General features: G+C 39.5%; 21 protein-coding genes. All 21 read left to right on the forward strand.

The window, feature by feature from the left end; genetic code table 11:
• The first annotated feature begins 1 nt into the window (after nt 1).
• The 21 genes from fliF to H4J67_RS01770 all read left to right on the forward strand — a co-directional run bounded on the left by fliF (nt 2) and on the right by H4J67_RS01770 (nt 22,464).
• A complete protein-coding gene (gene fliF / locus H4J67_RS01670) occupies nt 2-1,699 on the forward strand; it encodes a flagellar basal-body MS-ring/collar protein FliF (RefSeq protein ID WP_182176522.1) in 1,698 nt (565 codons plus the stop codon).
• The gene (gene fliG, locus H4J67_RS01675) at nt 1,692-2,741 is read left to right on the forward strand and encodes a flagellar motor switch protein FliG (protein ID WP_182176138.1); all 1,050 of its coding nucleotides are present in this window, start codon (nt 1,692-1,694) and stop codon (nt 2,739-2,741) included. Before fliF ends, fliG begins: the two co-directional genes overlap by 8 nt.
• Nucleotides 2,742-2,786: 45 nt before the next feature.
• Entirely contained in the window at nt 2,787-3,581 is a 795-nt protein-coding gene (fliH, locus tag H4J67_RS01680) for a flagellar assembly protein FliH (RefSeq protein WP_182176137.1), read from the forward strand.
• Between the two features lie 30 nt (nt 3,582-3,611).
• Nucleotides 3,612-4,982 (forward strand): flagellar protein export ATPase FliI, encoded by a 1,371-nt coding sequence (fliI, locus tag H4J67_RS01685; RefSeq protein ID WP_070374630.1) that lies wholly within the window; start codon nt 3,612-3,614, stop codon nt 4,980-4,982.
• Nucleotides 4,983-5,048: 66 nt separating this feature from the next.
• Nucleotides 5,049-5,495 (forward strand): flagellar export protein FliJ, encoded by a 447-nt coding sequence (gene fliJ, locus H4J67_RS01690; protein WP_070374629.1) that lies wholly within the window; start codon nt 5,049-5,051, stop codon nt 5,493-5,495.
• A gap of 133 nt (nt 5,496-5,628) precedes the next feature.
• Nucleotides 5,629-7,749, forward strand: a complete 2,121-nt coding sequence (locus H4J67_RS01695) for a flagellar hook-length control protein FliK (protein ID WP_182202675.1) — start codon at nt 5,629-5,631, stop codon at nt 7,747-7,749.
• Nucleotides 7,750-7,838: 89 nt separating this feature from the next.
• Complete coding sequence (gene fliL, locus H4J67_RS01700; protein WP_182176135.1) at nt 7,839-8,387, forward strand: flagellar basal body-associated protein FliL; 549 nt, start codon at nt 7,839-7,841, stop codon at nt 8,385-8,387.
• A 43-nt stretch (nt 8,388-8,430) separates the two neighbouring features.
• Entirely contained in the window at nt 8,431-9,501 is a 1,071-nt protein-coding gene (gene fliM, locus H4J67_RS01705; protein WP_146799119.1) for a flagellar motor switch protein FliM, read from the forward strand.
• Nucleotides 9,502-9,552: 51 nt separating this feature from the next.
• Complete coding sequence (fliN, locus tag H4J67_RS01710) at nt 9,553-9,942, forward strand: flagellar motor switch protein FliN (protein ID WP_182176134.1); 390 nt, start codon at nt 9,553-9,555, stop codon at nt 9,940-9,942.
• A gap of 5 nt (nt 9,943-9,947) precedes the next feature.
• Nucleotides 9,948-10,442 (forward strand): flagellar biosynthetic protein FliO, encoded by a 495-nt coding sequence (gene fliO / locus H4J67_RS01715; protein WP_182176133.1) that lies wholly within the window; start codon nt 9,948-9,950, stop codon nt 10,440-10,442.
• Between the two features lie 53 nt (nt 10,443-10,495).
• A complete protein-coding gene (fliP, locus tag H4J67_RS01720; RefSeq protein ID WP_182202776.1) occupies nt 10,496-11,305 on the forward strand; it encodes a flagellar type III secretion system pore protein FliP in 810 nt (269 codons plus the stop codon).
• The gene (gene fliQ, locus H4J67_RS01725) at nt 11,305-11,574 is read left to right on the forward strand and encodes a flagellar biosynthesis protein FliQ (RefSeq protein ID WP_070374623.1); all 270 of its coding nucleotides are present in this window, start codon (nt 11,305-11,307) and stop codon (nt 11,572-11,574) included. The genes fliP and fliQ overlap by 1 nt, the downstream gene beginning before the upstream one ends.
• Nucleotides 11,574-12,356: a flagellar biosynthetic protein FliR gene (gene fliR, locus H4J67_RS01730; protein ID WP_070374622.1), complete on the forward strand. Its 783-nt coding sequence runs from the start codon at nt 11,574-11,576 to the stop codon at nt 12,354-12,356. Before fliQ ends, fliR begins: the two co-directional genes overlap by 1 nt.
• On the forward strand, nt 12,356-13,486 hold the full coding sequence (flhB, locus tag H4J67_RS01735) for a flagellar biosynthesis protein FlhB (RefSeq protein WP_182176132.1): 1,131 nt from the start codon (nt 12,356-12,358) through the stop codon (nt 13,484-13,486). The genes fliR and flhB overlap by 1 nt, the downstream gene beginning before the upstream one ends.
• Before the next feature lie 127 nt (nt 13,487-13,613).
• The gene (gene flhA, locus H4J67_RS01740; RefSeq protein WP_182176131.1) at nt 13,614-15,716 is read left to right on the forward strand and encodes a flagellar biosynthesis protein FlhA; all 2,103 of its coding nucleotides are present in this window, start codon (nt 13,614-13,616) and stop codon (nt 15,714-15,716) included.
• Between the two features lie 87 nt (nt 15,717-15,803).
• Nucleotides 15,804-17,378, forward strand: coding sequence for a flagellar biosynthesis protein FlhF (gene flhF / locus H4J67_RS01745; RefSeq protein ID WP_182176130.1), 1,575 nt, complete (start codon nt 15,804-15,806; stop codon nt 17,376-17,378).
• Between the two features lie 112 nt (nt 17,379-17,490).
• A complete protein-coding gene (locus H4J67_RS01750) occupies nt 17,491-18,336 on the forward strand; it encodes a MinD/ParA family protein (RefSeq protein ID WP_182176129.1) in 846 nt (281 codons plus the stop codon).
• A 71-nt stretch (nt 18,337-18,407) separates the two neighbouring features.
• Complete coding sequence (locus H4J67_RS01755; RefSeq protein ID WP_404842768.1) at nt 18,408-19,127, forward strand: RNA polymerase sigma factor FliA; 720 nt, start codon at nt 18,408-18,410, stop codon at nt 19,125-19,127.
• Nucleotides 19,128-19,178: 51 nt separating this feature from the next.
• Nucleotides 19,179-19,562: a chemotaxis response regulator CheY gene (gene cheY, locus H4J67_RS01760; protein ID WP_182176128.1), complete on the forward strand. Its 384-nt coding sequence runs from the start codon at nt 19,179-19,181 to the stop codon at nt 19,560-19,562.
• A gap of 48 nt (nt 19,563-19,610) precedes the next feature.
• Nucleotides 19,611-20,354, forward strand: a complete 744-nt coding sequence (locus H4J67_RS01765) for a protein phosphatase CheZ (protein ID WP_182176127.1) — start codon at nt 19,611-19,613, stop codon at nt 20,352-20,354.
• Nucleotides 20,355-20,367: 13 nt separating this feature from the next.
• Nucleotides 20,368-22,464: a chemotaxis protein CheA gene (locus H4J67_RS01770; protein WP_182176126.1), complete on the forward strand. Its 2,097-nt coding sequence runs from the start codon at nt 20,368-20,370 to the stop codon at nt 22,462-22,464.
• Nucleotides 22,465-22,517 lie beyond the last annotated feature (53 nt).

Consider the following 22,517-nt stretch of genomic DNA (forward strand, 5'->3'; position numbering starts at 1 on the left):
AATGGTTGCTGGCGATGGCGGCACCGGGCTAATGGCAAGTGATGGTGTTGATAATATGGCTGATGAGCAAAAATCAGGCTTTGCTTCTGCTATGGGTAATGTCGACTTATTACGCCAAGTCACCTTAATTATGGCATTGGCAATATGTTTAGCTATTGCTGTTTTTGTTATTATGTGGGCCAATCAAGCCGAATATAGATTTCTTGCCAAACAACCTACCGAACAATTAATCAAAACAATGGACTTTCTAGACGCTAACCAAGTGGATTATCGTCAAGCAAACAACACTATTTCAGTACAAAGTGATCAATATCAAGAAATTAAAATTTTACTGGCCCGTGAAGGTTTATCTGATGAACCAACAGAAGGTAGTGAAATTATTATGCAGGATATGGGTTTTGGTGTCAGTCAGCGCCTTGAAACAGAACGTCTCAAGTTTTCTCGTGAGCAGCAATTGGCTCGCACCATTGAAGAACTGCAATCTATCTCTAGAGCAAAAGTCTTACTGGCGATACCCCGTGAAAATATTTTTGCTAAACGTACCCGCAGCCCATCGGGCACTGTGGTATTAACTATGCGTAAAGGGCGGATGTTATCTGAAGAAGAAGTTGACTCTGTTGTTGATATTATTGCTTCTGCCGTTCAGGGGATGGAGCCTAACCGAGTTACAGTGACAGATCAAAATGGTCGTTTACTTAATTCTGGTTCACAAACCTCTGTTTCTTCTCGCTCACGCAAAGAATTTGAAATGGAGAAAAAAAGAGAAAATGAATATTTAAACAAAATAGATAGCATACTCATCCCTGTCGTTGGCTTAGGGAGCTACACCGCACAAGTTAATGTGACTATGGATTTCACCTCAAGTGAAGAAATGCAGCGTCGTTATAATTCAGATTTACCAGCATTGCGTAGTGAAATGAAAGTGGAAGACAGCACTATCGGTGGTTTACTGGGTGGTATTCCAGGAGCATTAAGCAATCAACCACCACTTGATTCAAATATTCCAGAAAATGCTAATGGTGGTGCACAACAAAGATCAATGCCTGGTCGTAAACACCTTGAATCAACAAAAAATTATGAATTAGACGAAGCCATTAGCCATACCAAGCAGCAAGCTGGTGTCGTTCGTCGAGTAAGCGTTTCTGTTGCACTTGATTACTTGGCAACTGCTGATGCTGAAGGCGTCATTACCGATTCACCGAGATCTGTTGAAGAAATGTCAAATATTCGTCGCTTATTACAAGGGAGTATTGGTTTTAATTTACAACGTGGTGATGTATTAGAAGTCGTTACCTTACCATTTTCTCGTCAAATTATTGAGGATGCTCCTAAAGTTCCTTTCTATGAGAATCCGGATATATTAAAGTTTTTCAAATTAGGTATGGGCGCATTAGTTATTATTGTATTGATACTTGCCGTTGTTAAACCTATGCTTAAACGTCTTATTAACCCTGATCAAACACCTGATGATTACGGTGATAAATCACTTGATAGCCACATTGATTTGGGTGATGAAACCATGGATATGCTAACATCAGATTTTGATGCGGCGGCAGTAGGTTTTGCACCTGATGGTAGTTTACAATTACCTGATTTACATCGCGATGAAGATATACTAAAAGCTGTTCGAGCGCTTGTTGCTAATGAGCCTGAACTTTCCTCTCAAGTGGTTAAAAGTTGGTTGAACGAAGATGAGTGATGAAATGCAAGAGTTAGCCCCTGCACCTAAGGGGTTTGACGTTGACAAACTAGATGGTGCAGAGAAAGCTGCGATATTATTACTAAGTTTATCTGAAGAAGATGCCGCGCAAATATTAAAACACTTAGAGCCTAAGCAGGTTCAACAAGTGGGCATGGTTATGGCTGCCATGGAAGATTTCACCCAAGAAAAAATTACCGCTGTTCATAAGCTCTTTATCCATGAAATACAAAACTTCAGTACCATTGGCTTCCAAAGTGAAGAATTCGTTCGCAAGGCATTAACTGCAGCATTAGGTGAAGACAAAGCCGGTAATTTAATTGATCAAATTGTCATGGGAGGCGGTGCAAAAGGTTTAGATTCATTGAAATGGATGGACTCAAAACAAGTAGCCAATATTATTCGTAACGAGCATCCTCAAATTCAAACCATTGTACTTTCCTATTTAGACCCTGATCAATCGGCTGAAATTATGAGCCAGTTTGCCGAAAAAGTGCGTTTAGATTTAATGATGCGTATTGCCAACCTTGAAGAAGTTCAACCGGCAGCATTACAAGAACTTAATGAAATTATGGAAAAACAGTTTGCCGGTCAAGCAGGTGCACAAGCCGCTAAAATGGGCGGTTTGAAAGCAGCAGCTGACATTATGAACTATTTGGATACCAATGTTGAAGGTATGCTAATGGATTCAATTCGTGAACATGACGAAGAGATGAGTCAACAAATTCAAGACTTGATGTTTGTTTTCGAAAACCTTGCCGATGTAGACGACCGTGGTATTCAAGCGATATTACGTGAAGTACAACAAGATGCGTTGATGAAAGCAATTAAAGGCGCAGATGATGTGCTGAAAGAAAAAATTATGGCTAATATGTCCAAACGTGCCGCTGAAATGCTGGTAGATGACCTTGAAGCTATGGGACCTGTGCGTATTAGTGAAGTTGAAGCCGCACAAAAAGAAATATTATCTGTTGCTCGACGATTATCTGACGCTGGAGAAATTATGCTTGGTGGCGCTGGTGGCGGTGATGAGTTCTTATAAACCTTATATTTTTAGGTCAGTCAAAACTTACTGTTATAAAATATTATGAAATTATTAAATAAATCGAATGCTGAAGTTATTAAACATAATGCCGAACAAGAAACCGATGTTTGGTCATTGCCGACAGTTGAATCTGAAAATAAAATTAAAGATGAAACAACCAATGCTATGGGAAAGAAAGTCGCTTGGCGTTTCGAGCCCCCTGAAGATTTTGTTGAAGAAGAAATCGCGCCATTAACGGCAGAAGATATTGAAAATATTCGTCAAGCTGCATTTGATGAAGGCCTTAATCAAGGCAAGGAAGAAGGTTTTGCGAAAGGTTATGAAGAAGGTAAAGTCTCTGGCCATGAAGAAGGTGTGGTACTCGGTCACCAAGAAGGCCTTGAAACTGGCTTAGCTGAAGCAAAAGAAAGTATCGATGAACAATCAGCTGCATGGGCGTCACTTACTGAACAGCTTCATAAGCCATTACTCGATGTCGAAAAAAATGTTGAACAACAATTACTTCATCTTGTGGTAGAACTCACTGAAGCGATTACCTTAGAAGAAGCTAAAACTAATCCTAATATTATTATTGCTGCGATTTCTGCAGGTATAAAAGCGTTACCTAGCCAAGAAGCACAAACGCAAATTTTATTACACCCCAACGATATTAAGCGTGTTGAAAAGCAATTTGGCGCTAAACATGTGCAAGAGCAAGGTTGGCGTTTACTCGCTGCTCCGCAATTAGTTCCGGGTAGTTGTCAAATTGAAAATAGCACCTCTAATATTGACCTTAGTGTTAAATCTCGAATAAAAGAAGTATTGGACTCGTTTTTGCAAGATGCACTACATCAGTAATTTCTTGTACAAAAGAGTCAAAATACCGCTATGGTTGATATTTCTCGCCTTAATGAAAGACTAAAAAACTGCCAAGAGTTTGTGCACCCGCATAAAGTCTCTGTTGCTGGGCGTTTAGTCCGAGTAGTTGGATTAACGCTTGAAGCTGTTGGCGTAAAAGCGGCAGTTGGCAGCCAATGTTTAGTCGAAACGGCGCAAGGCGATTTAATCGCTGAAATTGTTGGTTTCTCCAAAGACATAACTTTTCTAATGCCAGAGCAAAGCTTACAAGGCGTTTTACCGGGTGCACGCGTTGTGCCACTAACAACTAAAGCTCGCTTACCCTTTTCAATGGATTTACTCGGCCGTGTCGTTGACGGTGTTGGTAAACCACTCGATGGCAAAGGGCCAATCAAGAACTCAGGCAATTATCAAATAAACAATAAGCCGATTAATCCGTTATCAAGGCGTGGTATTACTGAACCACTTGATGTTGGTGTACGCGCTATTAATAGTTTTTTAACGGTTGGTATTGGTCAGCGTATGGGCTTATTTGCTGGCTCAGGTGTTGGTAAAAGTGTCTTGTTAGGTATGATGACACGTGGCACAACTGCTGATGTTATCGTTGTGGGGCTCATTGGCGAACGTGGTCGAGAAGTTAAAGAGTTTATCGAAGAAATTTTAGGTGAAGAAGGGCGAGCGCGTTCAGTTGTTGTTGCGGCGCCTGCCGATAATTCGCCATTAATGCGTTTAAAAGGCTGTGAAACTGCCGTACAAATTGCTGAGTACTTTCGTGATCAAGGTCTGAATGTCTTGTTACTGGTTGACTCGCTAACGCGTTATGCCCAAGCGCAACGAGAAATAGCACTGGCTGTCGGCGAACCACCGGCAACCAAAGGTTATCCGCCCTCGGTCTTTTCAAAGTTACCCCAACTGGTTGAACGAGCCGGTAATGGTGGCGATGGTCAGGGATCAATTACCGCATTTTTCACCGTATTAACCGAAGGTGATGATTTACAAGATCCGATTGCTGATGCGGCGCGTGCTATTTTAGATGGACATATTGTTTTATCTCGTGCCTTAGCCGATTCAGGGCATTACCCCGCTGTTGATATTGAAGGCTCGATTAGCCGTGTTATGCCGATGGTGACCAGTGATGAGCATCAACAACTTGCTCGGCAACTAAAGCAAGTCTACTCACTCTATCAGCAAAATAAAGATTTGATTGCTATTGGCGCTTATAGCCGTGGTAATGATCCTCGCATTGATCAATCCATTGATTTAATGCCGGTGATCAAGTTCTTCCTACAACAAAAAATGTTGGAAATTATTCCTTATGATCAAAGCTTAACGCAACTTCAAGAAATACTTTCTGCAGCGCAAGCACACGCGCAAGCAAAACAAGGCCAGCAAAATGCCTAAACATAATAACGTTAACACTATTTTCGAAAAATTTATTAGCTGTTTAGCATTATCTAGGAGGACGTTATGCCATTAAAGCAACTGAATACCTTACATCGCTATGAACAGGATAAAGAAAAAAAAGCAGCGCAAGCACTGCAAACTGCTGAATTTGAATACCAACAAAATCTTGAACGTTTACAAAGTGTCAGTGACTATCGTCTTGAATATATGAAACGTTTGAATGCTCGCTCTATGGTGGGTATTGATAGCGCGACGTTTAGTCATTTTCATGCCTTTATTGCTAAGCTCGATTATGCTGCTGGGCAAGTTGATATTGCGATTATGCAGAGTAAGGCGATGGTGGAGAAGAGCAAACAGCTCTGGCTAGCGCAGCGACAAAAAATTCAAGCGGTAGAACTATTGCTTGATAAAAAAACACAAGCGCTGACTCTTATCGCTAACAAGCAAGAACAAAAAATGTTTGATGAAATTGCTACTCAACAATTTGTCCGTCGTAAAATGCGGGGATAAAGTGAATTAAATTGTAATTTCTAAGTGGAACAATACTTGCTTATTTAACTAATATAAAAAGTATTCGCAATAAACGACGTTGTCATCATTGTAAATATAGCTCAAATTTACCATTGAAATAAAAAGGTTTACTATGCCGCAAGTTACTCCATTAGCCATAGATATCTCGCCAAGTAAGGACTTTAGCCCTGTTCAGTCAGGAGCGATTAGCACATCCAAAAATTCATCTAAAGATTTTGCACAAATGGTTGACCAGCATTATCAAAGTCAACAAAGCGGCAAAAAGCAACAGGCAAGTGGCAATAACATGAAACTTGCTAGCGAAATTAATGCTGAAAAGAAAGCATCCCAAGAAAAATTTTCAAAAACGGATGTTCAACCAAAAGAAAAGGAAATGGGTGGAGTTTCTGATGAGAACGTTAATACAGAAATTAACCAAAGCGAAGCTTCACAAAGATTACCTTATGATGATACAGCGACACGTAAAAAAAATGTTCGAGTAGAAAATAGCCAAGAAGAGACACCGGAACACAAAGCTAGCGGATTAAGTAATCTTGATACTAATTCCACCGCACCTGAAAATACAGATAAGAGTACCGAGCAATTAATGTCGTTGTTATCTGCGTCACAACAACTATTAAATGATACGGTGAAAAATGATGGTGTGATACCATCACAACTTAATGAAAAACCATCAATAGTTGTGGCTGGTAGTCATCAACAAGAAAAAACACAGTTAGCAGCAATGTTAAGGCAAGTGCTTGGTGGCAATAGCCAAGAAAATGTAGCGACCAGTGATAATATCTTAGCAAAAGATAGCGTTGCGCCGGAGTTAGCTAAATCATTAACCGTTCCAGTAAAGGTTAACAGTGAAATGCCATCAAAGAAAGTTGACCTAGTTAGCGAACCCAAAGTCGTTGTTGATAAAGTTGTGCAAGGGGAAGCTGAATTAGTCTTATCCGCATTATTGGAGAAAAAAACAAACAGTGAAGGGCAAGATCCCTCACTAAAAACAACGAATATTAATAGCCAACTTTCCACTCAAACCGTTCCTCCTGCTCAAAGCGAAACGTCGTTAAAAGCAGAGCCTATTGTAGATAAAACCAATAATGTACCGAAACAGGCGATGCCTTTAAGTGATCTTGAAGCGCTATTAGCGGATATGGAAAAAGCGCCCACGGATACTGAACTTGAACAAATTAAAGCTGCACTTAACGCCAATCAGGACAAAGCTGTAATTCCTGACAAAAGTAATCAAAGTATCAGCAATAGTAAAACGTCGGTCGATAAAGAGTTGGCTGGAGCGGTATTACCTGTAACCCTTAAAAATGAAAGCTTGGTTAACGAAATAGCAATTGATGCTGAGAAGGTCAATACGGATAATATTGTTTTTTCAAGTGTAGCTGTTCCAGGTGAAAAACAAGCTCAGGAAAAAAACGCAAATAATAGTCGTGCGGTTAATCAGATAAACCAGAAAACCCTTGAAACACAAAATTTAAATGCCGGTGAACAATTTAAAGAGCTAGCTAAAGATCAATCTGCAGAGCAACAAAACCAAAAGCAGGCACAAAGCTTAACTCAGCTTGATAAAGTGGCTAACAATGACGCTCAAGTCAAAGAAAAAACCATTAATGAAATATTTGATAAGAAACAAATAAGCACAAGTATTGAGAATACTCTTAATAGAGATATGCATCGAGCCAATAATGAAGTAACCAAATCTACGGCTTCTGCGGAGGAGATGATCACCAAATTAACCAGTGACCATGTGCAATCGACAGCCCAATCAGCAACCAATGCCAAGCAAGTGACAGCGTTACAAAATGAAGCCTTATCGGTATACCGTAAAGACTTTACTGGCGCATTGAATGATAAAGTCATGGTGATGATGAACCAAAAGCTTCAGCAGGTTGAAATTCGTCTTGATCCACAAGAATTAGGGAATGTGAACGTAAAAATAAATCTGCAAAATGAGCAAGCGGTTGTTAATTTTACTGTTCAAAATCAGCAGGCTAAAGAAGTGTTCGATCAAAATTTAGGGCGATTAAGAGAGATGCTTGCTGAAAGTGGCGTGAATGTCGGTGATGCGAATGTCGAACAGCAAAGTAAACAAAAGAATGAAGAAGAACTCGGTGAAGGTCGCCAAGGTAACGGTAACGGTAACGGTAACGAGAATGAATTTTTAGATTTAAGTGATACTCAAACGCTGCATTTGGTTAAAGGTTCGTCAACTGGTATAGATTACTACGCATAAATGACAAAACTCATTGGCTCGCTGACCATTCAACGATATAGTTGACCGAAAGTAATTTTAACATTTAAATAGATAATAAAGGCTTGATGATGGCTGATGATAAAGGCGAAGGTAAAGAATTAGAATTAGACGGTAAAGGCAAAAGAAAGAAGATGATCATTATCATTGCTGCTGTTGTAATATTGGCTGTTGGCGGTGGAGCGGCTTATTTTTTTCTGGCTGGAGATGATGCTGTTTCTCAAGAGCAACTTGATGCTGAGCTAGACGGTGATAGTGCCACTGAAACCGAAGCCGCTGAAAGTGTTACTGCCATTACAGGCTCTGCGCTTTATGTACCTATGCCAAGACCTTTTCGCTTTAATGTTCCCGGTGCTGCCCGCGACAGATTTGTAGAAATTAGAGTGCAGTTATTAGTTCGCGGCGCTGATAATGAAGAAGCTGCAAAGAAGCATGTACCATTAATTGAAAGTACTTTACTGGCGACTTTTTCTCAATCAAATGCCGATGATTTAGCAACCAGTGCCGGAAAAACCTCATTGAAACAGAAATCTTTAGTAGAAGTTCATAAAATTATGAAAGAAGTTGAAGGTAGCAATGTGGTTGAAAAAGTATTATTTACCGGTTTTGTAATGCAATAAGGCTATGCGATAAAACAATGCATTTAATTAAAGAGACTATTCAGTGAGTGATTTATTATCTCAAGACGAAATTGATGCGCTATTACACGGTGTTGATGACGTTGAAGAAGAGGAGCTAGTTGAAGACTTTGCCCGTGAAGCTGGCAGCACGTCTGACTATGACTTTTCATCACAAGATCGCATTGTTCGTGGCCGGATGCCAACACTGGAAATGGTTAACGAACGTTTTGCGCGCCATATGCGTATCAGTTTATTTAATATGATGCGCCGCACTGCTGAAGTATCAATTAATGGTATTCAGATGATCAAGTTTGGCGAATATGTTCATACCTTATTCGTGCCCACAAGCTTAAATATGGTACGTTTTCGCCCATTAAAAGGCACCGCATTAATTACTATGGAAGCGCGGCTAGTCTTTATTTTAGTCGATAATTTTTTTGGTGGCGATGGTCGCTACCATGCAAAGATTGAAGGTCGTGAATTTACGCCAACAGAGCGTCGTATTATTCAAATGCTGTTAAAGTTAATTTTTGAAGATTACAAAGAAGCTTGGTCACCCGTGATGGATGTTTCTTTTGAGTATTTAGATTCTGAAGTTAACCCGTCGATGGCCAATATTGTTAGTCCTACCGAAGTGGTAGTGATCAGCTCTTTTCATATTGAACTTGATGGTGGTGGTGGTGATTTTCACATTGCTTTGCCTTACTCAATGCTCGAACCTATCCGTGAGCTACTTGATGCCGGTGTGCAAAGTGATAAAGAAGATACCGACATGCGATGGTCGAAAGCCCTACGCGATGAAATAATGGACGTTCCCGTTGAATTAACCACTAAATTTATCTCTGTAGACCTACCTTTACAAAAGATTATGGACTTAGAGAAGGGCGATATTATTCCTATTGAGATGCCAGAACATATTACGGTATTAATTGAAGGTTTACCGTCGTTTAGAGCAAAACTAGGCCGTAGTCGCGATAATGTTGCGATTAAAATATCTGAAAAAATTAAACGTCCTGAATCAGTGAAAAACGAATTAACGATATTAACTAAAGGAGGTAAGCGCTTAGATAGCGACGCTGAATTACATCTTTTAGAAGACGATTTCGATTATTAATAATTTTATTAAAGCAGCAGTAAACAAGAAAATAAATTTGAGGCCAATGGCATGAGTGATAAAGACGATGATTTAGGCATGTGGGATGAAGCGATGGATGAACAAGCCAAAGCTGCAGCCAAAGCCGAAACTGTTGAGTTAGAAGAGCTTGAAGAAGATGCACCAATAACGGGTGATGAAAAACGTAAACTTGATGCAATTTTAGATATTCCTGTGACTATTTCAATGGAAGTTGGACGTAGTCATATTAGTATTCGTAATTTATTACAGTTAAACCAAGGCTCTGTTGTTGAGCTTGACCGAGTTGCGGGTGAATCCCTCGATGTGTTAGTCAATGGTACGTTAATTGCCCATGGTGAAGTTGTTGTGGTAAACGATAAGTTTGGTATTCGATTAACCGATGTTATTAGTCAAATTGAACGTATTAAAAAGTTGAAGTAATACTGATGCGTTTTTTACTTTTGAGCTTGTTAAGCTTACTTACTTTTTTGGGCCATGCTCAAGAAAGTATCGTCGCAACAACCGTCGTTGAAAAAGACGACGCTCCCGTTATAGCGCAAACAGCACCGGCGACCGTCGAAGTAGGACGACATGTTATGGGTAATATTGATGCCGGTAGCATGATAGTTTCATTATTGGCGGTACTCGTTGCTATCGTTATTGTTGCTTGGCTATTAAAAAAGCTTCAAGTAGGGGGCAACTCAGTAAATGGCTTGAAAGTGGTGACTAGTTTAAATTTAGGCTCCAAAGAACGATTAGTGGTGGTGCAAGTCGGTAAAAAACAATTGTTACTCGGTGTTACCGGTCAACAAATTAATATACTTGATACGCTAGCCGAACCTATTGAAGTTAAAAGTGGTGTGCCGATAGAACTTAGCCAAACATTAGCACGCTTTAGCCGTAATTCTGCTAATAAAGCCAATAGTGAAAAATACTCATGAAAGACTCGATATTAAACGATGGTGCTAAAACGGCGCAATGTTCTGCTAACGCTATGGCAAAAAGAAATCCACTCGAAAATTTACTGACCCGTTTATTTTCTGTAAAAGGTTTTATTTTTTTATTTTTCCTCCTTGTTGCTTTTTTTGCCAGTCAAACAGTATTAGCCGCTGACGATTTAGGTATGTCGGCATTGAAGCTGACCACTAACCCTGACGGTTCACAAGAATATACGGTAACCCTGCAAATATTAATGTTTATGACCGCATTAGGCTTTATTCCTGCTGCGATTATCATGATGACCTCTTTTACTCGTATTGTCGTGATCATGGCCATTTTAAGACAAGCGATAGGATTACAACAAACACCGTCTAATCAAGTGGTTATAGGTTTAACGCTTTTTATGACCATGTTCATTATGACACCTGTCTATAATGAAATAAATCAACGAGCGATTGAACCTTATTTAGCCGATCAAATGACATCAGTACAAGCAATAGATAGTGCAAAAATTCCTTTAAGAGCGTTTATGCTTGAACAAACCAGAATTAAAGATCTACAAACCTTAGCCAATATGGCGGGTATTGTTGAAGTTGATCAACCCACTGATTTACCGATGACAGTGATTATTCCTGCCTTTATTATTAGCGAGTTAAAAACGGCTTTTCAAATAGGTTTTATGCTCTTTATTCCTTTTTTGATTATTGATTTAGTCGTTGCTAGTATTTTAATGGCAATGGGTATGATGATGCTATCGCCGATGATCGTTTCTTTGCCCTTTAAGCTAATGTTATTTGTGCTGGTAGATGGTTGGAACTTGGTGATAGGCACTATCGCAACGAGTTATGGCATGGGGAGTATTTAATGAATCCAGAAGTTTTTGTCGACATACTCAGTGATGCACTATTTTTAGTGATTGTTTTGGTGTCTGCGATTATTATTCCGGGTTTGTGTGTCGGCTTAATCGTTGCTGTATTTCAAGCGGCAACATCGATTAATGAACAAACATTAAGCTTTTTACCTCGACTAATCGTTACCCTTTTAGCCCTTATCTTTGGAGGGCATTGGTTAGTACAAAAACTCATGGATTTTACTATCCGACTGATTGCAAGTATACCCAGTGTGGTGAGCTAGTGGAATTCACCGAGTCAGTTGTGATGCAATATATTGCTGACTTTATTTTACCTTTCGCGCGCATTTCTGCACTTATTATGGCAATGATTGGTTTTGGTTCTAAAATCATTCCGGGTAAAGTTAAAATTTTTCTGTGCGTAACATTAACGGTCGCCGTTATGCCGGCAATCCCGCCAACACAAGTTGGCAGCCTGATTTCTTTTGAAACGGCGCTGCTTATGTTCGAACAAATGGTTATTGGTGTTGCACTTGGCCTAGTTACCGTTATGGTCCTTAATACCTTTACCTTAGCGGGTCAAATTATTGCTATGCAAACGGGCTTAGGTTTTGCATCACTCGTTGACCCGGTTAGTGGCATGAACGTTCCTGCTGTTGGCCAATTTTTCTTGATTTTATCTACCCTGATGTTTTGGGCGATGGACGGACATTTAGCCTATATACAATTTATTGTTGCCAGTTTTGAAACCTTGCCCATCGGGGAGTACAAGTTTACGGCCGATAAATTTAAAGAAGTGGTTGAATGGGGCGAGTGGATGTTTGTTACTGCGTTATCGTTAGCATTAGCGCCACTAACGGCTATGTTATTGATTAACTTTTCTTTTGGAGTTATGACGCGAGCAGCCCCGCAATTAAATATTTTTGCGATAGGTTTTCCGGTAACTATGTGTGCTGGTTTGTTGATTATGTGGTTAACGATGGGTAACTTTTTTACGCATTATGAATTGCAATGGCAACGGGCACTCGATTTTAGCTGTTACCTCATTAATTGTAAGGCAAACTAATGGCTGATGCAGGTAGCGGTGAAAAAACAGAAGAACCTACGGCTAAGAAAATTGCTGATGCGAGAAAAAAAGGTCAAATAGCACGTTCAAAAGATTTAGGCACTATGTTTGTGTTGGTAGGGAGTGCTGTTGCGATAATGCTGGTTGGCGGTATGTTAACTGAAAGCTTAGCCGGAATTATGAAACGGTCATTTAGCTTGAGCCGCGAAGAAGTCATGGACATTCATGCGTTATACAATGTGCTTAGGGGCTCGGTAGGCTCCTTAGTAGCACCAATGTTGTGGATATTCTCTATTATTATTGTCGCCGCTTTTATTGGCAATACTATGTTGGGAGGGATGAGTTTTTCTGCTGAGGCTATGGCGCCAAAAGCTAGTAAATTGTCACCTTTAGCCGGTTTAAAACGTATGTTTGGCATAAAAGCTTTAGTCGAATTATTCAAGTCGTTAATGAAATTTTTTGTGGTTTTTATTGTCGCGTATCTGTTGTTAAGTAGTTTGTTTCCAGAGATATTAGGTCTTAGTTTGGAGCTGATCCCACTCAGTTTAGAGCACTCGGTAACTTTATTGCAGTGGATGTTTTTAGCATTAGCCTTATCGGTAGGTATTATTGCTGCGATTGATGCGCCCTATCAAACTTGGGATCACAACCGTCAGTTAAAAATGACTAAGCAAGAAATTAAAGATGAAATGAAAAATTCTGAGGGTAGTCCTGAAATTAAAAGTCGTATTCGTCGAACTCAATATGAAATGTCACAGCGTAAAATGATGCAAGAAGTGCCAGACTCTGATGTGGTTATTACCAACCCGACCCATTATGCGGTTGCGTTGAAATATGATGTCACCGCCGGTGGTGCGCCAATGTTAGTGGCAAAAGGTATTGATGAAATGGCGATGCATATTCGTACTATCGCTAAAGAAAATAATGTGGAAATTATTGCTTCTCCGGCATTAGCACGGTCTTTATATTACAGTGCAGACGCCAATCAAGAAATCCCAGAAGAGCTCTTCGCTGCGGTTGCTCAAGTGTTAGCTTTTATTTTTCAACTTAACGAACATAAAAAAGGTAAAGCCAAAAGGCCGAAACCGATTGCAAAAAATCTTCCTATCCCCGATGAATTCAAATATTAATACTCTTTATAATTATTAAGTTAAATGTTTTTTGTAGATTTATTCATCACTCTAAATATTTTTAATCGACGTTGGTCTACTTATTGCTATTTAATGGTATGCGTCAAAAAAATATCATAAGAGTAATATGCAGTTAATTGCTTCATTTAAAGCGTTCAAAAAAAGTAAAATAAACCTATTTTCTGGTTTAGGTACGCCAATATTAATTATGGCGGCGCTCGGTATGGTTATTTTACCTATGCCGGCATTTTTACTCGATATACTTTTTTCTTTTAATATTGCCTTATCTTTGGTGGTATTACTGATCACCGTTTATACCTTAAAACCTCTTGAATTTGGCTCTTTTCCTGCCGTACTGTTAATTGCTACTATTTTACGCTTAGCGCTAAATGTCGCGAGTACACGAGTAGTGCTACTTGAAGGCCATGAAGGGCCTGATGCTGCGGGTAAAGTTATTGAAGCCTTTGGATCGGTGGTTATTGGTGGTAACTATGCGGTTGGTTTAGTGGTTTTTGTTATCTTAATTATTATTAACTTTGTGGTTGTTACTAAAGGTGCAGGGCGTATTGCTGAAGTAACCGCGCGCTTTACCCTCGATGCTATGCCTGGTAAGCAAATGGCAATCGATGCTGATTTGAATGCTGGCTTTATTACTGCTGACCAAGCAAGAGAAAGACGTATCGAAGTCACCAGTGAAGCTGATTTCTATGGCTCTATGGATGGTGCCAGTAAGTTTGTTAAAGGTGATGCAGTTGCCGGCATATTAATTTTATTGATTAATATTATCGGTGGACTCGTTATCGGTATGGTACAGCATGATTTAAGCTTTGACAGAGCGGTTGAAATATACACCTTATTAACGATTGGTGATGGCCTAGTTGCGCAAATTCCAGGTCTACTTTTATCGGTAGGTACGGCAATTGTTGTTACGCGACAAAATACCTCTCAGGACATGGGCGAGCAAGTCAGCAGCCAATTAGGTCAAGAACGTTCTTTGTATATTGCTGCCGCCGTTATGTTTGTCATGGGGGTTATTCCGGGCATGCCACACTTTGCGTTTTTATTCTTTGCTTTCATGATCGCTGGAACCGCCTTTTTAAGTGGAAAGTACAAAATTGCCAAAGAAAAACAATTAGCGGATAAGTCAGATGCTGAGCAGGTTGAAACTCAGCAACAAGAAGCAGAAGTAAAAGACTTAGGTTGGGACGATGTTAATCATGTTGACATTATTGGCTTAGAAATTGGTTATCGCCTAATACCTCTAGTAGATAAATCTCAAGGTGGGGAACTCCTTAACCGTATTAAAGGTGTTCGTAAAAAACTTTCTCAAGAGTTTGGCTTTCTAGTGCCAGCGGTACATATTCGCGATAATCTTGATTTAGACCCTAATGTTTATCAAATATCATTAATGGGCGTCACTATCGGTGAAGCTGAAATTAGACACGATCATGAATTAGCGATAAATCCAGGGCAAGTGTTTGGCAAACTTGACGGCGTGGCAACAATCGATCCTGCTTTTGGATTAGAAGCGGTATGGATAAAACCAGCACAACGCGAACATGCACAGTCTTTAGGCTATACCGTGGTTGACTCATCGACTGTCCTTGCCACTCATTTAAGTCAAATACTGACGAATAACGCAGCACAGTTACTTGGTCATGAAGAAGTACAAAACCTTCTTGATATGCTAGGCAAAAATTACCCTAAATTAATTGAAGGGTTCATCCCAGATGTTTTATCACTGGGTACTTTGGTTAAAGTACTACAAAACCTGATGAATGAAGGTGTTGCCGTTCGTGATATGCGCAGTATTATTCAAACGTTAGTAGAGTATGGCCCTAAGTCCCAAGATCCTGAAATTTTAACCGCAGCTGTTCGTATTACCTTGCGTAAATTCATTGTTCAAGAGTTAGTGGGCCCAGTGTCTGAGGTACCTGTCATAACTTTGGCGCCAGAGTTGGAACAGATGTTGCACCAGTCCATGCAAATGGCTGGCGATGATGGTGCTGGCATTGAACCAGGTTTAGCAGAACGATTACAAAAATCACTAGCTGATGGTGCTCAACAACAAGAAATGGCGGGTGATACGCCAATATTGTTAACCTCAGGGATTTTACGAGCGGTACTGGCTAAATTTGTTAAATATACTATTCCAGGTTTGCGGGTAATTTCGTACCAAGAAATTCCAGATGATAAGCAGATAAAGATAGTCAGCGCCATAGGTCAATAATTACAATGTCAGTAATGAACAGCAGAAAATATTTGCGGTTAAATGAATCAATCATTAATAGCAATTGCAGTTGATAAGGGGTTAGTTTTGAAAATTAAACGTTTTGTAGCAAAAGATATGAGAAGTGCGCTGACACAAATCAAAGACGAGCTAGGTGCTGACGCTGTGATTATGTCAAATAAACGTGTACCTGAAGGCGTTGAATTAATGGCTGCGGTTGACAACAACGTAGAAATTAAAGCAACACAACCTGTAATGCAAAATTCTCGTGAAAACAACTCTACAGCGCAAGCAACAAAAAGTTTTGACCGTTCGATAGACAATGATGTAGTCAATATTAGACAAAATAATCCCTTGACCAGTCCTAGTGTTTCGCACAACTCTACAGCAGAAGATAGCCGCTTACCCTCAGACAGTTTAGCGGCTTTATTAAGCCGTCAAGTTCAGCAAGCACCTGCAAATATTGGTCAAGGTATTAATCAAGTTCAGCATGATAAAATTGTCCAGGCAGCCGCTAAGCTAAATAACCCTAGTAACTCAGTGCCAGTTTCAACGCCAACACCGTCAAGTAATATTGAGCAGCAATTTAAAAGCTTCACCGACCGTTTGGAGCAAAATAGCCAAGAACAAGGTGATGAACAATCAAGCGACTCCTATCAACAGCCGGTAATGAACCAAGCACAGTCTTTAGTAACCGATGGGTTACCGCCACAAAATGTAAATAACGCCGACTTAGAGAAGATGAAACACGAAATGTCTTCTATTCGTGAATTATTAGAACACCAAATTTCGGGGTTAATGTGGCAGGATATGGCGCAAAAAGATCCCACTCGCGCGATGTTGGTTAATCGACTAATGTCTTTGGGTATGAGCGAACAAGTTTCAGATCAAATTGCAGGCTATATACCAGCACAAAAAAATGACCAAGATACTTGGTTATTAGCGAAGAAATTTATCAGCCAACAAATTAATACCACTAATAATGACATTATTCATCGTGGTGGTGTGGTTTCATTAGTGGGACCTACCGGCGTAGGTAAAACAACTACCGTCGCTAAACTCGCAGCGCGGTTTGCTCAGATTCATGGCGCAGACCAAGTGGTGATGATCTCAACAGATAATTACCGTATTGCTGGATTTGAACAATTAGCTACTTACGGGCGAATTATTGGTTGTGATGTAAAGCTTGCCAGTGATGCTAAAACCTTAGATACATTGTTGCAACAGTTCTCCAAAAAGAAACTAATACTTATTGATACTGCAGGTATGGGGCAACGTGATATGCGTTTAGCTAAACACCTAACCACTTTAGTTTCTAATGCAAGGGTCAGAATTCGCAATTATTTAGTGTTAGCGGCTAATACTCAGCAACGAGTTATGCAAGAAAATGTTGATCGCTTTAAAAAAGTACCTTTAGCAGGCTGTATTTATACTAAACTTGATGAAAGCCTTAGCATAGGGGAAATAATTTCCACTTCGATTCAAAACGGTTTAGCGATAGGCTACTTAACGGATGGACAAAGAGTTCCTGAAGATATTAAAGTTGCAAATGCTGAAAAACTCGTTACGCTAGCAGATAAAATGAGCGCGAAAAATCAAATTAATAATCCAATAAATTGGCGAACAGCACCGATGAGTGCTAATACAGCTGTATTTCCATAACATGTTCTAAATATGTGATTTTAAGACTATAAAAATATGCAGAATAAATGATTATAGGGTTATACTAAATTAAATTGATGGCTATTCGTAAGAAAGTAGAGAAAGACGATAAATGAATGATCAAGCAAGTGGCTTAAGAAAAATGCAAAATTCAGCTCCGGTAAAAGTTATTGCTGTATCTGGTGGTAAAGGCGGAGTAGGTAAAACTAACGTTTCGCTTAATACCGCTATTGCACTTGGACAATTAGGACAACGAGTTTTAGTTTTAGATGCCGATTTAGGCTTGGCTAATGTCGATGTTATGCTAGGTTTGCGGGTAAAACGTAACTTATCACATGTGCTTTCTGGGGAATGTGAATTAGACGATATAATTATTGAAGGTCCCGCTGGCATTAATATCATTCCTGCTACGTCAGGTTCACAATCTATGGTCGATTTAACGCCAGCTGAACATGCGGGTTTAATTCGCGCTTTTAGTGATATGAACACAAAATTTGATGTACTTATTGTTGACACTGCAGCCGGTATTTCCGATATGGTACTAAGCTTTTGCCGTGCCTCACAAGATGTAATGTTAGTGGTCTGTGATGAACCTACCTCTATTACTGATTGCTACGCCTTAATGAAATTATTAAGTCGAGATCATGGCGTATTTAAATTTAAAGTTGTTGCCAACATGGTGAGAACACCAAGAGAAGGACAGCAACTCTTTGGTAAGCTTTCTAAAGTTACCGATCGATTTTTAGATGTTGCACTTGAACTCGTTGCGGTGATTCCATTTGACGAAAATATAAGAAATTCCGTTAGAAAACAAAAAGCAATTGTTGAAGCTTATCCACAATCGCCTGCAGCGGTTGCTTTTAAATCTTTAGCAGGTAATTTAATTAAATGGCCAGTGCCTAAAGAAGCATCAGGTCATTTAGAGTTTTTTATTGAACAATTGTTAGAACATCAATAACAATAGTAATCAGATATGAGTAGTTTGTTGAAAGTTCTTTATCTTTCCTATAATTTAGCGAGTGAGCGATAGTGGTAAAATCAAATGCTTACAGTATTCAAACTGATAAATCTGCTATAATTTCGCAGCATACAGTTTTAGTTAAAAGAATCGCTTATCATCTATTAGCAAGGTTACCTGCGAGCGTGCAGGTTGATGACCTTATCCAGTCAGGCATGATAGGCCTGCTTGAAGCGTCTAATAATTTTGATCACGGCAAAGGTGCAAGTTTTGAGACCTTTGCTGGTATCCGTATCCGTGGTGCTATGCTTGATGAAATACGCCGTGGTGACTGGACTCCCCGCTCTGTTCATAAAAATAGCCGCATGGTCAGTGAAGCGATAAAATTGCTTGAAGCAAGTTTAGGTCGTGATGTAACTGATATTGAAGTTGCTGAAAAACTTGATATTTCGTTAAATGACTACCATCATATTCTAAGTGAGGTCAGTACTGGTAAAATAATTGGTATTGAAGACTTAAGTACGGGGGCAGATGCTATATCGAATATGGAAGATGTGAATAATAACGATCCCTATGATAATTTTGAAAAAATAGTTTTTAAAAAATCGTTAACAGCATGCATTTCCACTTTACCCGAACGCGAAGCTCTAGTACTGTCACTATATTACGACGAAGAATTAAATCTTCGAGAGATTGGTCAAGTGCTTGATGTAAGTGAGTCGCGTGTTAGCCAAATTCACAGTCAAGCGATGCATAGGTTAAAAGGACGTATGCAATCTTGGCAAAGTTGAGTAGAATATACATATAATTACAATTTTAAAATGTTCTCACCGGAGGGTGCCTTGGATAAAAATATGAAAGTTCTTGTTGTTGATGATTTTTCAACGATGAGACGTATCGTCAAAAACTTGTTACGAGATTTAGGTTTCACTAACATTTCAGAAGCAGATGACGGTAGCACTGCTTTACCGATGTTAAAAGAAGGCTCTTTTGACTTTGTTGTAACTGATTGGAATATGCCAGGTATGCAAGGTATTGATTTGCTCAAAGCCATCCGTGCCGATGCAAAATTATCACATATCCCAGTTTTGCTGATCACTGCTGAAGCCAAAAAAGAACAAATTGTGATGGCGGCTCAAGCGGGTGTTAATGGCTATATTGTAAAACCATTTACCGCAGCGACGTTAAACGCCAAGCTAGATAAAATATTTCAACGCTTAGGTTAATTCATTAATTAGATAGATAATTAATTAATCTAAACGTGAGGTTTTTGCATGAGTGCGAATACAAATGTGCATGTTTCTTTGGAAGAAGCAAAGCTATTGGTCGAATATTTAGAAAGTGGTCAACAAGACAAGGCAGATGAATTAATTGCTGAAATTCAAAATCCAATTAATTCTGAATTGTTTGTTGAAATAGGCAAGCTGACTCGTCAACTACATGACTCATTAAATAATTTTCAATTAGATTCTAGGTTAAATGATTTAGCGACAGCAGATATCCCCGATGCTCAAGAACGTCTAAATTACGTTATAACGCGAACGGAAGAAGCTGCTAATAAAACCATGGATGCTGTAGAATCTATTTTTCCCGTTGTGGATACAATACAAAAGCAAATAAAGGCTGTTAATCCGTTATGGCAAAAATTAATGCATAACAAATTGGAATTAACCGAATTTAAAAGTTTATGTGTTGATATAGATTTATTATTAAAAACGACAGATAGAGAATCAGTGCGTATGCATGATTTAATGACTGATGTTTTGATGGCGCAAGATTTTCAAGATTTAACCGGACAAGTTATTCGTAAAGTTATTGATCTAGTTCGTGAAGTAGAGGATAGCTTAATTGGTATGCTAACCGCTTTTGGTATTACGACAGATAGTAATGCAGAACGAAGTAAACCTAAAGTAGGTGATAACTTAGTTGAAGGCCCGATCGTTAATGCAGCACAACGTGATGATGTTGTCGCTGACCAAGATGATGTTGATGACCTTTTATCAAGTTTAGGATTTTAATAGGAGTTGCTGGATGTCATTTGAGCAAGATGAAGAGATTCTTCAGGATTTTTTAATAGAAGCTGGAGAAATACTTGAAACGCTTTCGGAACAACTCGTAGAACTTGAAAACGACCCTGATAATGCCGAATTATTAAATGCTATTTTTAGAGGATTTCACACCGTTAAAGGTGGGGCTGGTTTTTTAGCATTACATAATTTAGTTGACGTATGTCATGGCGCGGAAAATATTTTCGATCTGTTACGTACCAACCAACGTAGTGTTAGTGCCAGCTTAATGGATGTTATTTTACAAGCGCTTGATGTTGTAAATGAAATGTTTGTACAAGTTCAAAACGGCGAAAAACTTGATAAAGCAGATGCTCAATTACTTGCAGAACTGCATCGTTTAAGCCAACCCGAAGGCAAAGATCAAGTGCCTGCGCCAGTAGCTGTTGAAGCAGTCGCTACTCATGAAAGCGAAAGCTTTTCTTCTAGCGACGAAATGTCAGAAGATGAATTTGAACGGCTTCTTGACGAACTCCATGGTGGTGGCTCAGCTTCAACGCCAGCACATGCAGCAACAGCAACGTCTTCAGACAGCAATGATATTTCAGATGACGAATTTGAATCCTTGCTTGATGAACTTCACGGTCAAGGGGCTTTTTCGCCCGAAGTCGCTGCTAATAATTCAAGTAAGCCATCTTCATCAAATAGCGGTTCATCAGATGAAATAAGTGACGATGACTTTGAAGCCTTATTAGACGAATTACATGGTCAAGGTCAAGCGCCGAAATTATCGGTTACTCCAGCACCTAGCGCACCAACACCAACTCCTGTTGCTCAAACACCAGCCGCGAAGACAGCAATTGTAGCGCCTGCAGCTAAACCTGTCGCTAAAGCGCCAGTACCAGAAAAAGCACCTGCTAAAGCAATGCAGGGTGAAACGACTGTTAGAGTTGACACTAAACGTCTTGATCAAATTATGAATATGGTGGGTGAGCTTGTTTTAGTGAGAAATCGCTTATCAAGTTTAGGCTTAACTAAAGAGGATGAAGATTTAACAAAAGCTGTTTCTAATCTTGATGCGGTAACGACTGATTTGCAAGGTGCGGTAATGAAAACCCGTATGCAGCCAATCAAAAAAGTCTTTGGACGATTTCCTCGAGTTGTTCGAGATTTAGCGCGCAGTTTAGATAAAGAAATTAAATTAGTCCTTAAAGGTGAAGAAACCGATCTGGATAAAAACCTTGTTGAGGCACTCGCTGATCCATTAGTGCATTTGGTGCGAAACTCTGTAGATCACGGTATAGAAATGCCCGATAAGCGCGAAGCATTAGGTAAACCAAGAGAAGGTGTCGTGGTGCTTTCTGCTTCTCAAGAGGGTGATCATATATTATTAACCATCAAAGATGATGGTGCTGGCATGAATGCAGAAAAGCTCAAAGAAATTGCGATTACTCGTGGAGTTCTAGATGTTGATTCAGCTGCTAGAATGACAGATAAAGAAGCTTTTAGTTTGATTTTTGCTCCAGGGTTCTCTACCAAGACTGAGATTTCAGAAGTTTCAGGCCGTGGTGTTGGCATGGATGTAGTCAAGACTAAAATTACCCAGTTAAACGGAACGGTAAGTATAGATTCTGAAATGGGTGTAGGTACAATCTTAGAGATTAAAGTACCGTTAACGTTAGCTATTTTACCGACATTAATGGTTATTGTTGGTAAACAAACATTTGCCTTGCCACTTGCTGGTGTCAATGAAATATTTCATCTTGATTTAACCACGACCAACGTTGTTGATGGACAACTAACCATTATTGTTCGTAAAAAGGCGATACCACTCTTTTACTTAGATAAGTGGTTAGTTCGTGATTTTGTTGAAAAGCCAAGAGAAAAAGGTCATGTGGTCATCGTTCAATTGGGCAATCAGCAAGTTGGCTTTGTGGTCGACAGTTTAATTGGTCAAGAAGAGGTGGTGATAAAACCACTCGACCGTTTATTACACGGCACACCAGGTATGGCTGGCGCAACAATTACCAGCGATGGTGGTATCGCGTTAATTATTGATGTACCTAACATGCTGAAGTTTTACGCAAAAAAATCTGTTGTTAATAAAAGATTACGCTCTTAACGCATAATAAAGCCCTACTAAATTTTATTAGGGCTTTTTCATTCATAATAACA

It is taken from the genome of Colwellia sp. BRX10-4 (assembly GCF_014077465.1).
Classification (GTDB): domain Bacteria; phylum Pseudomonadota; class Gammaproteobacteria; order Enterobacterales; family Alteromonadaceae; genus Colwellia_A.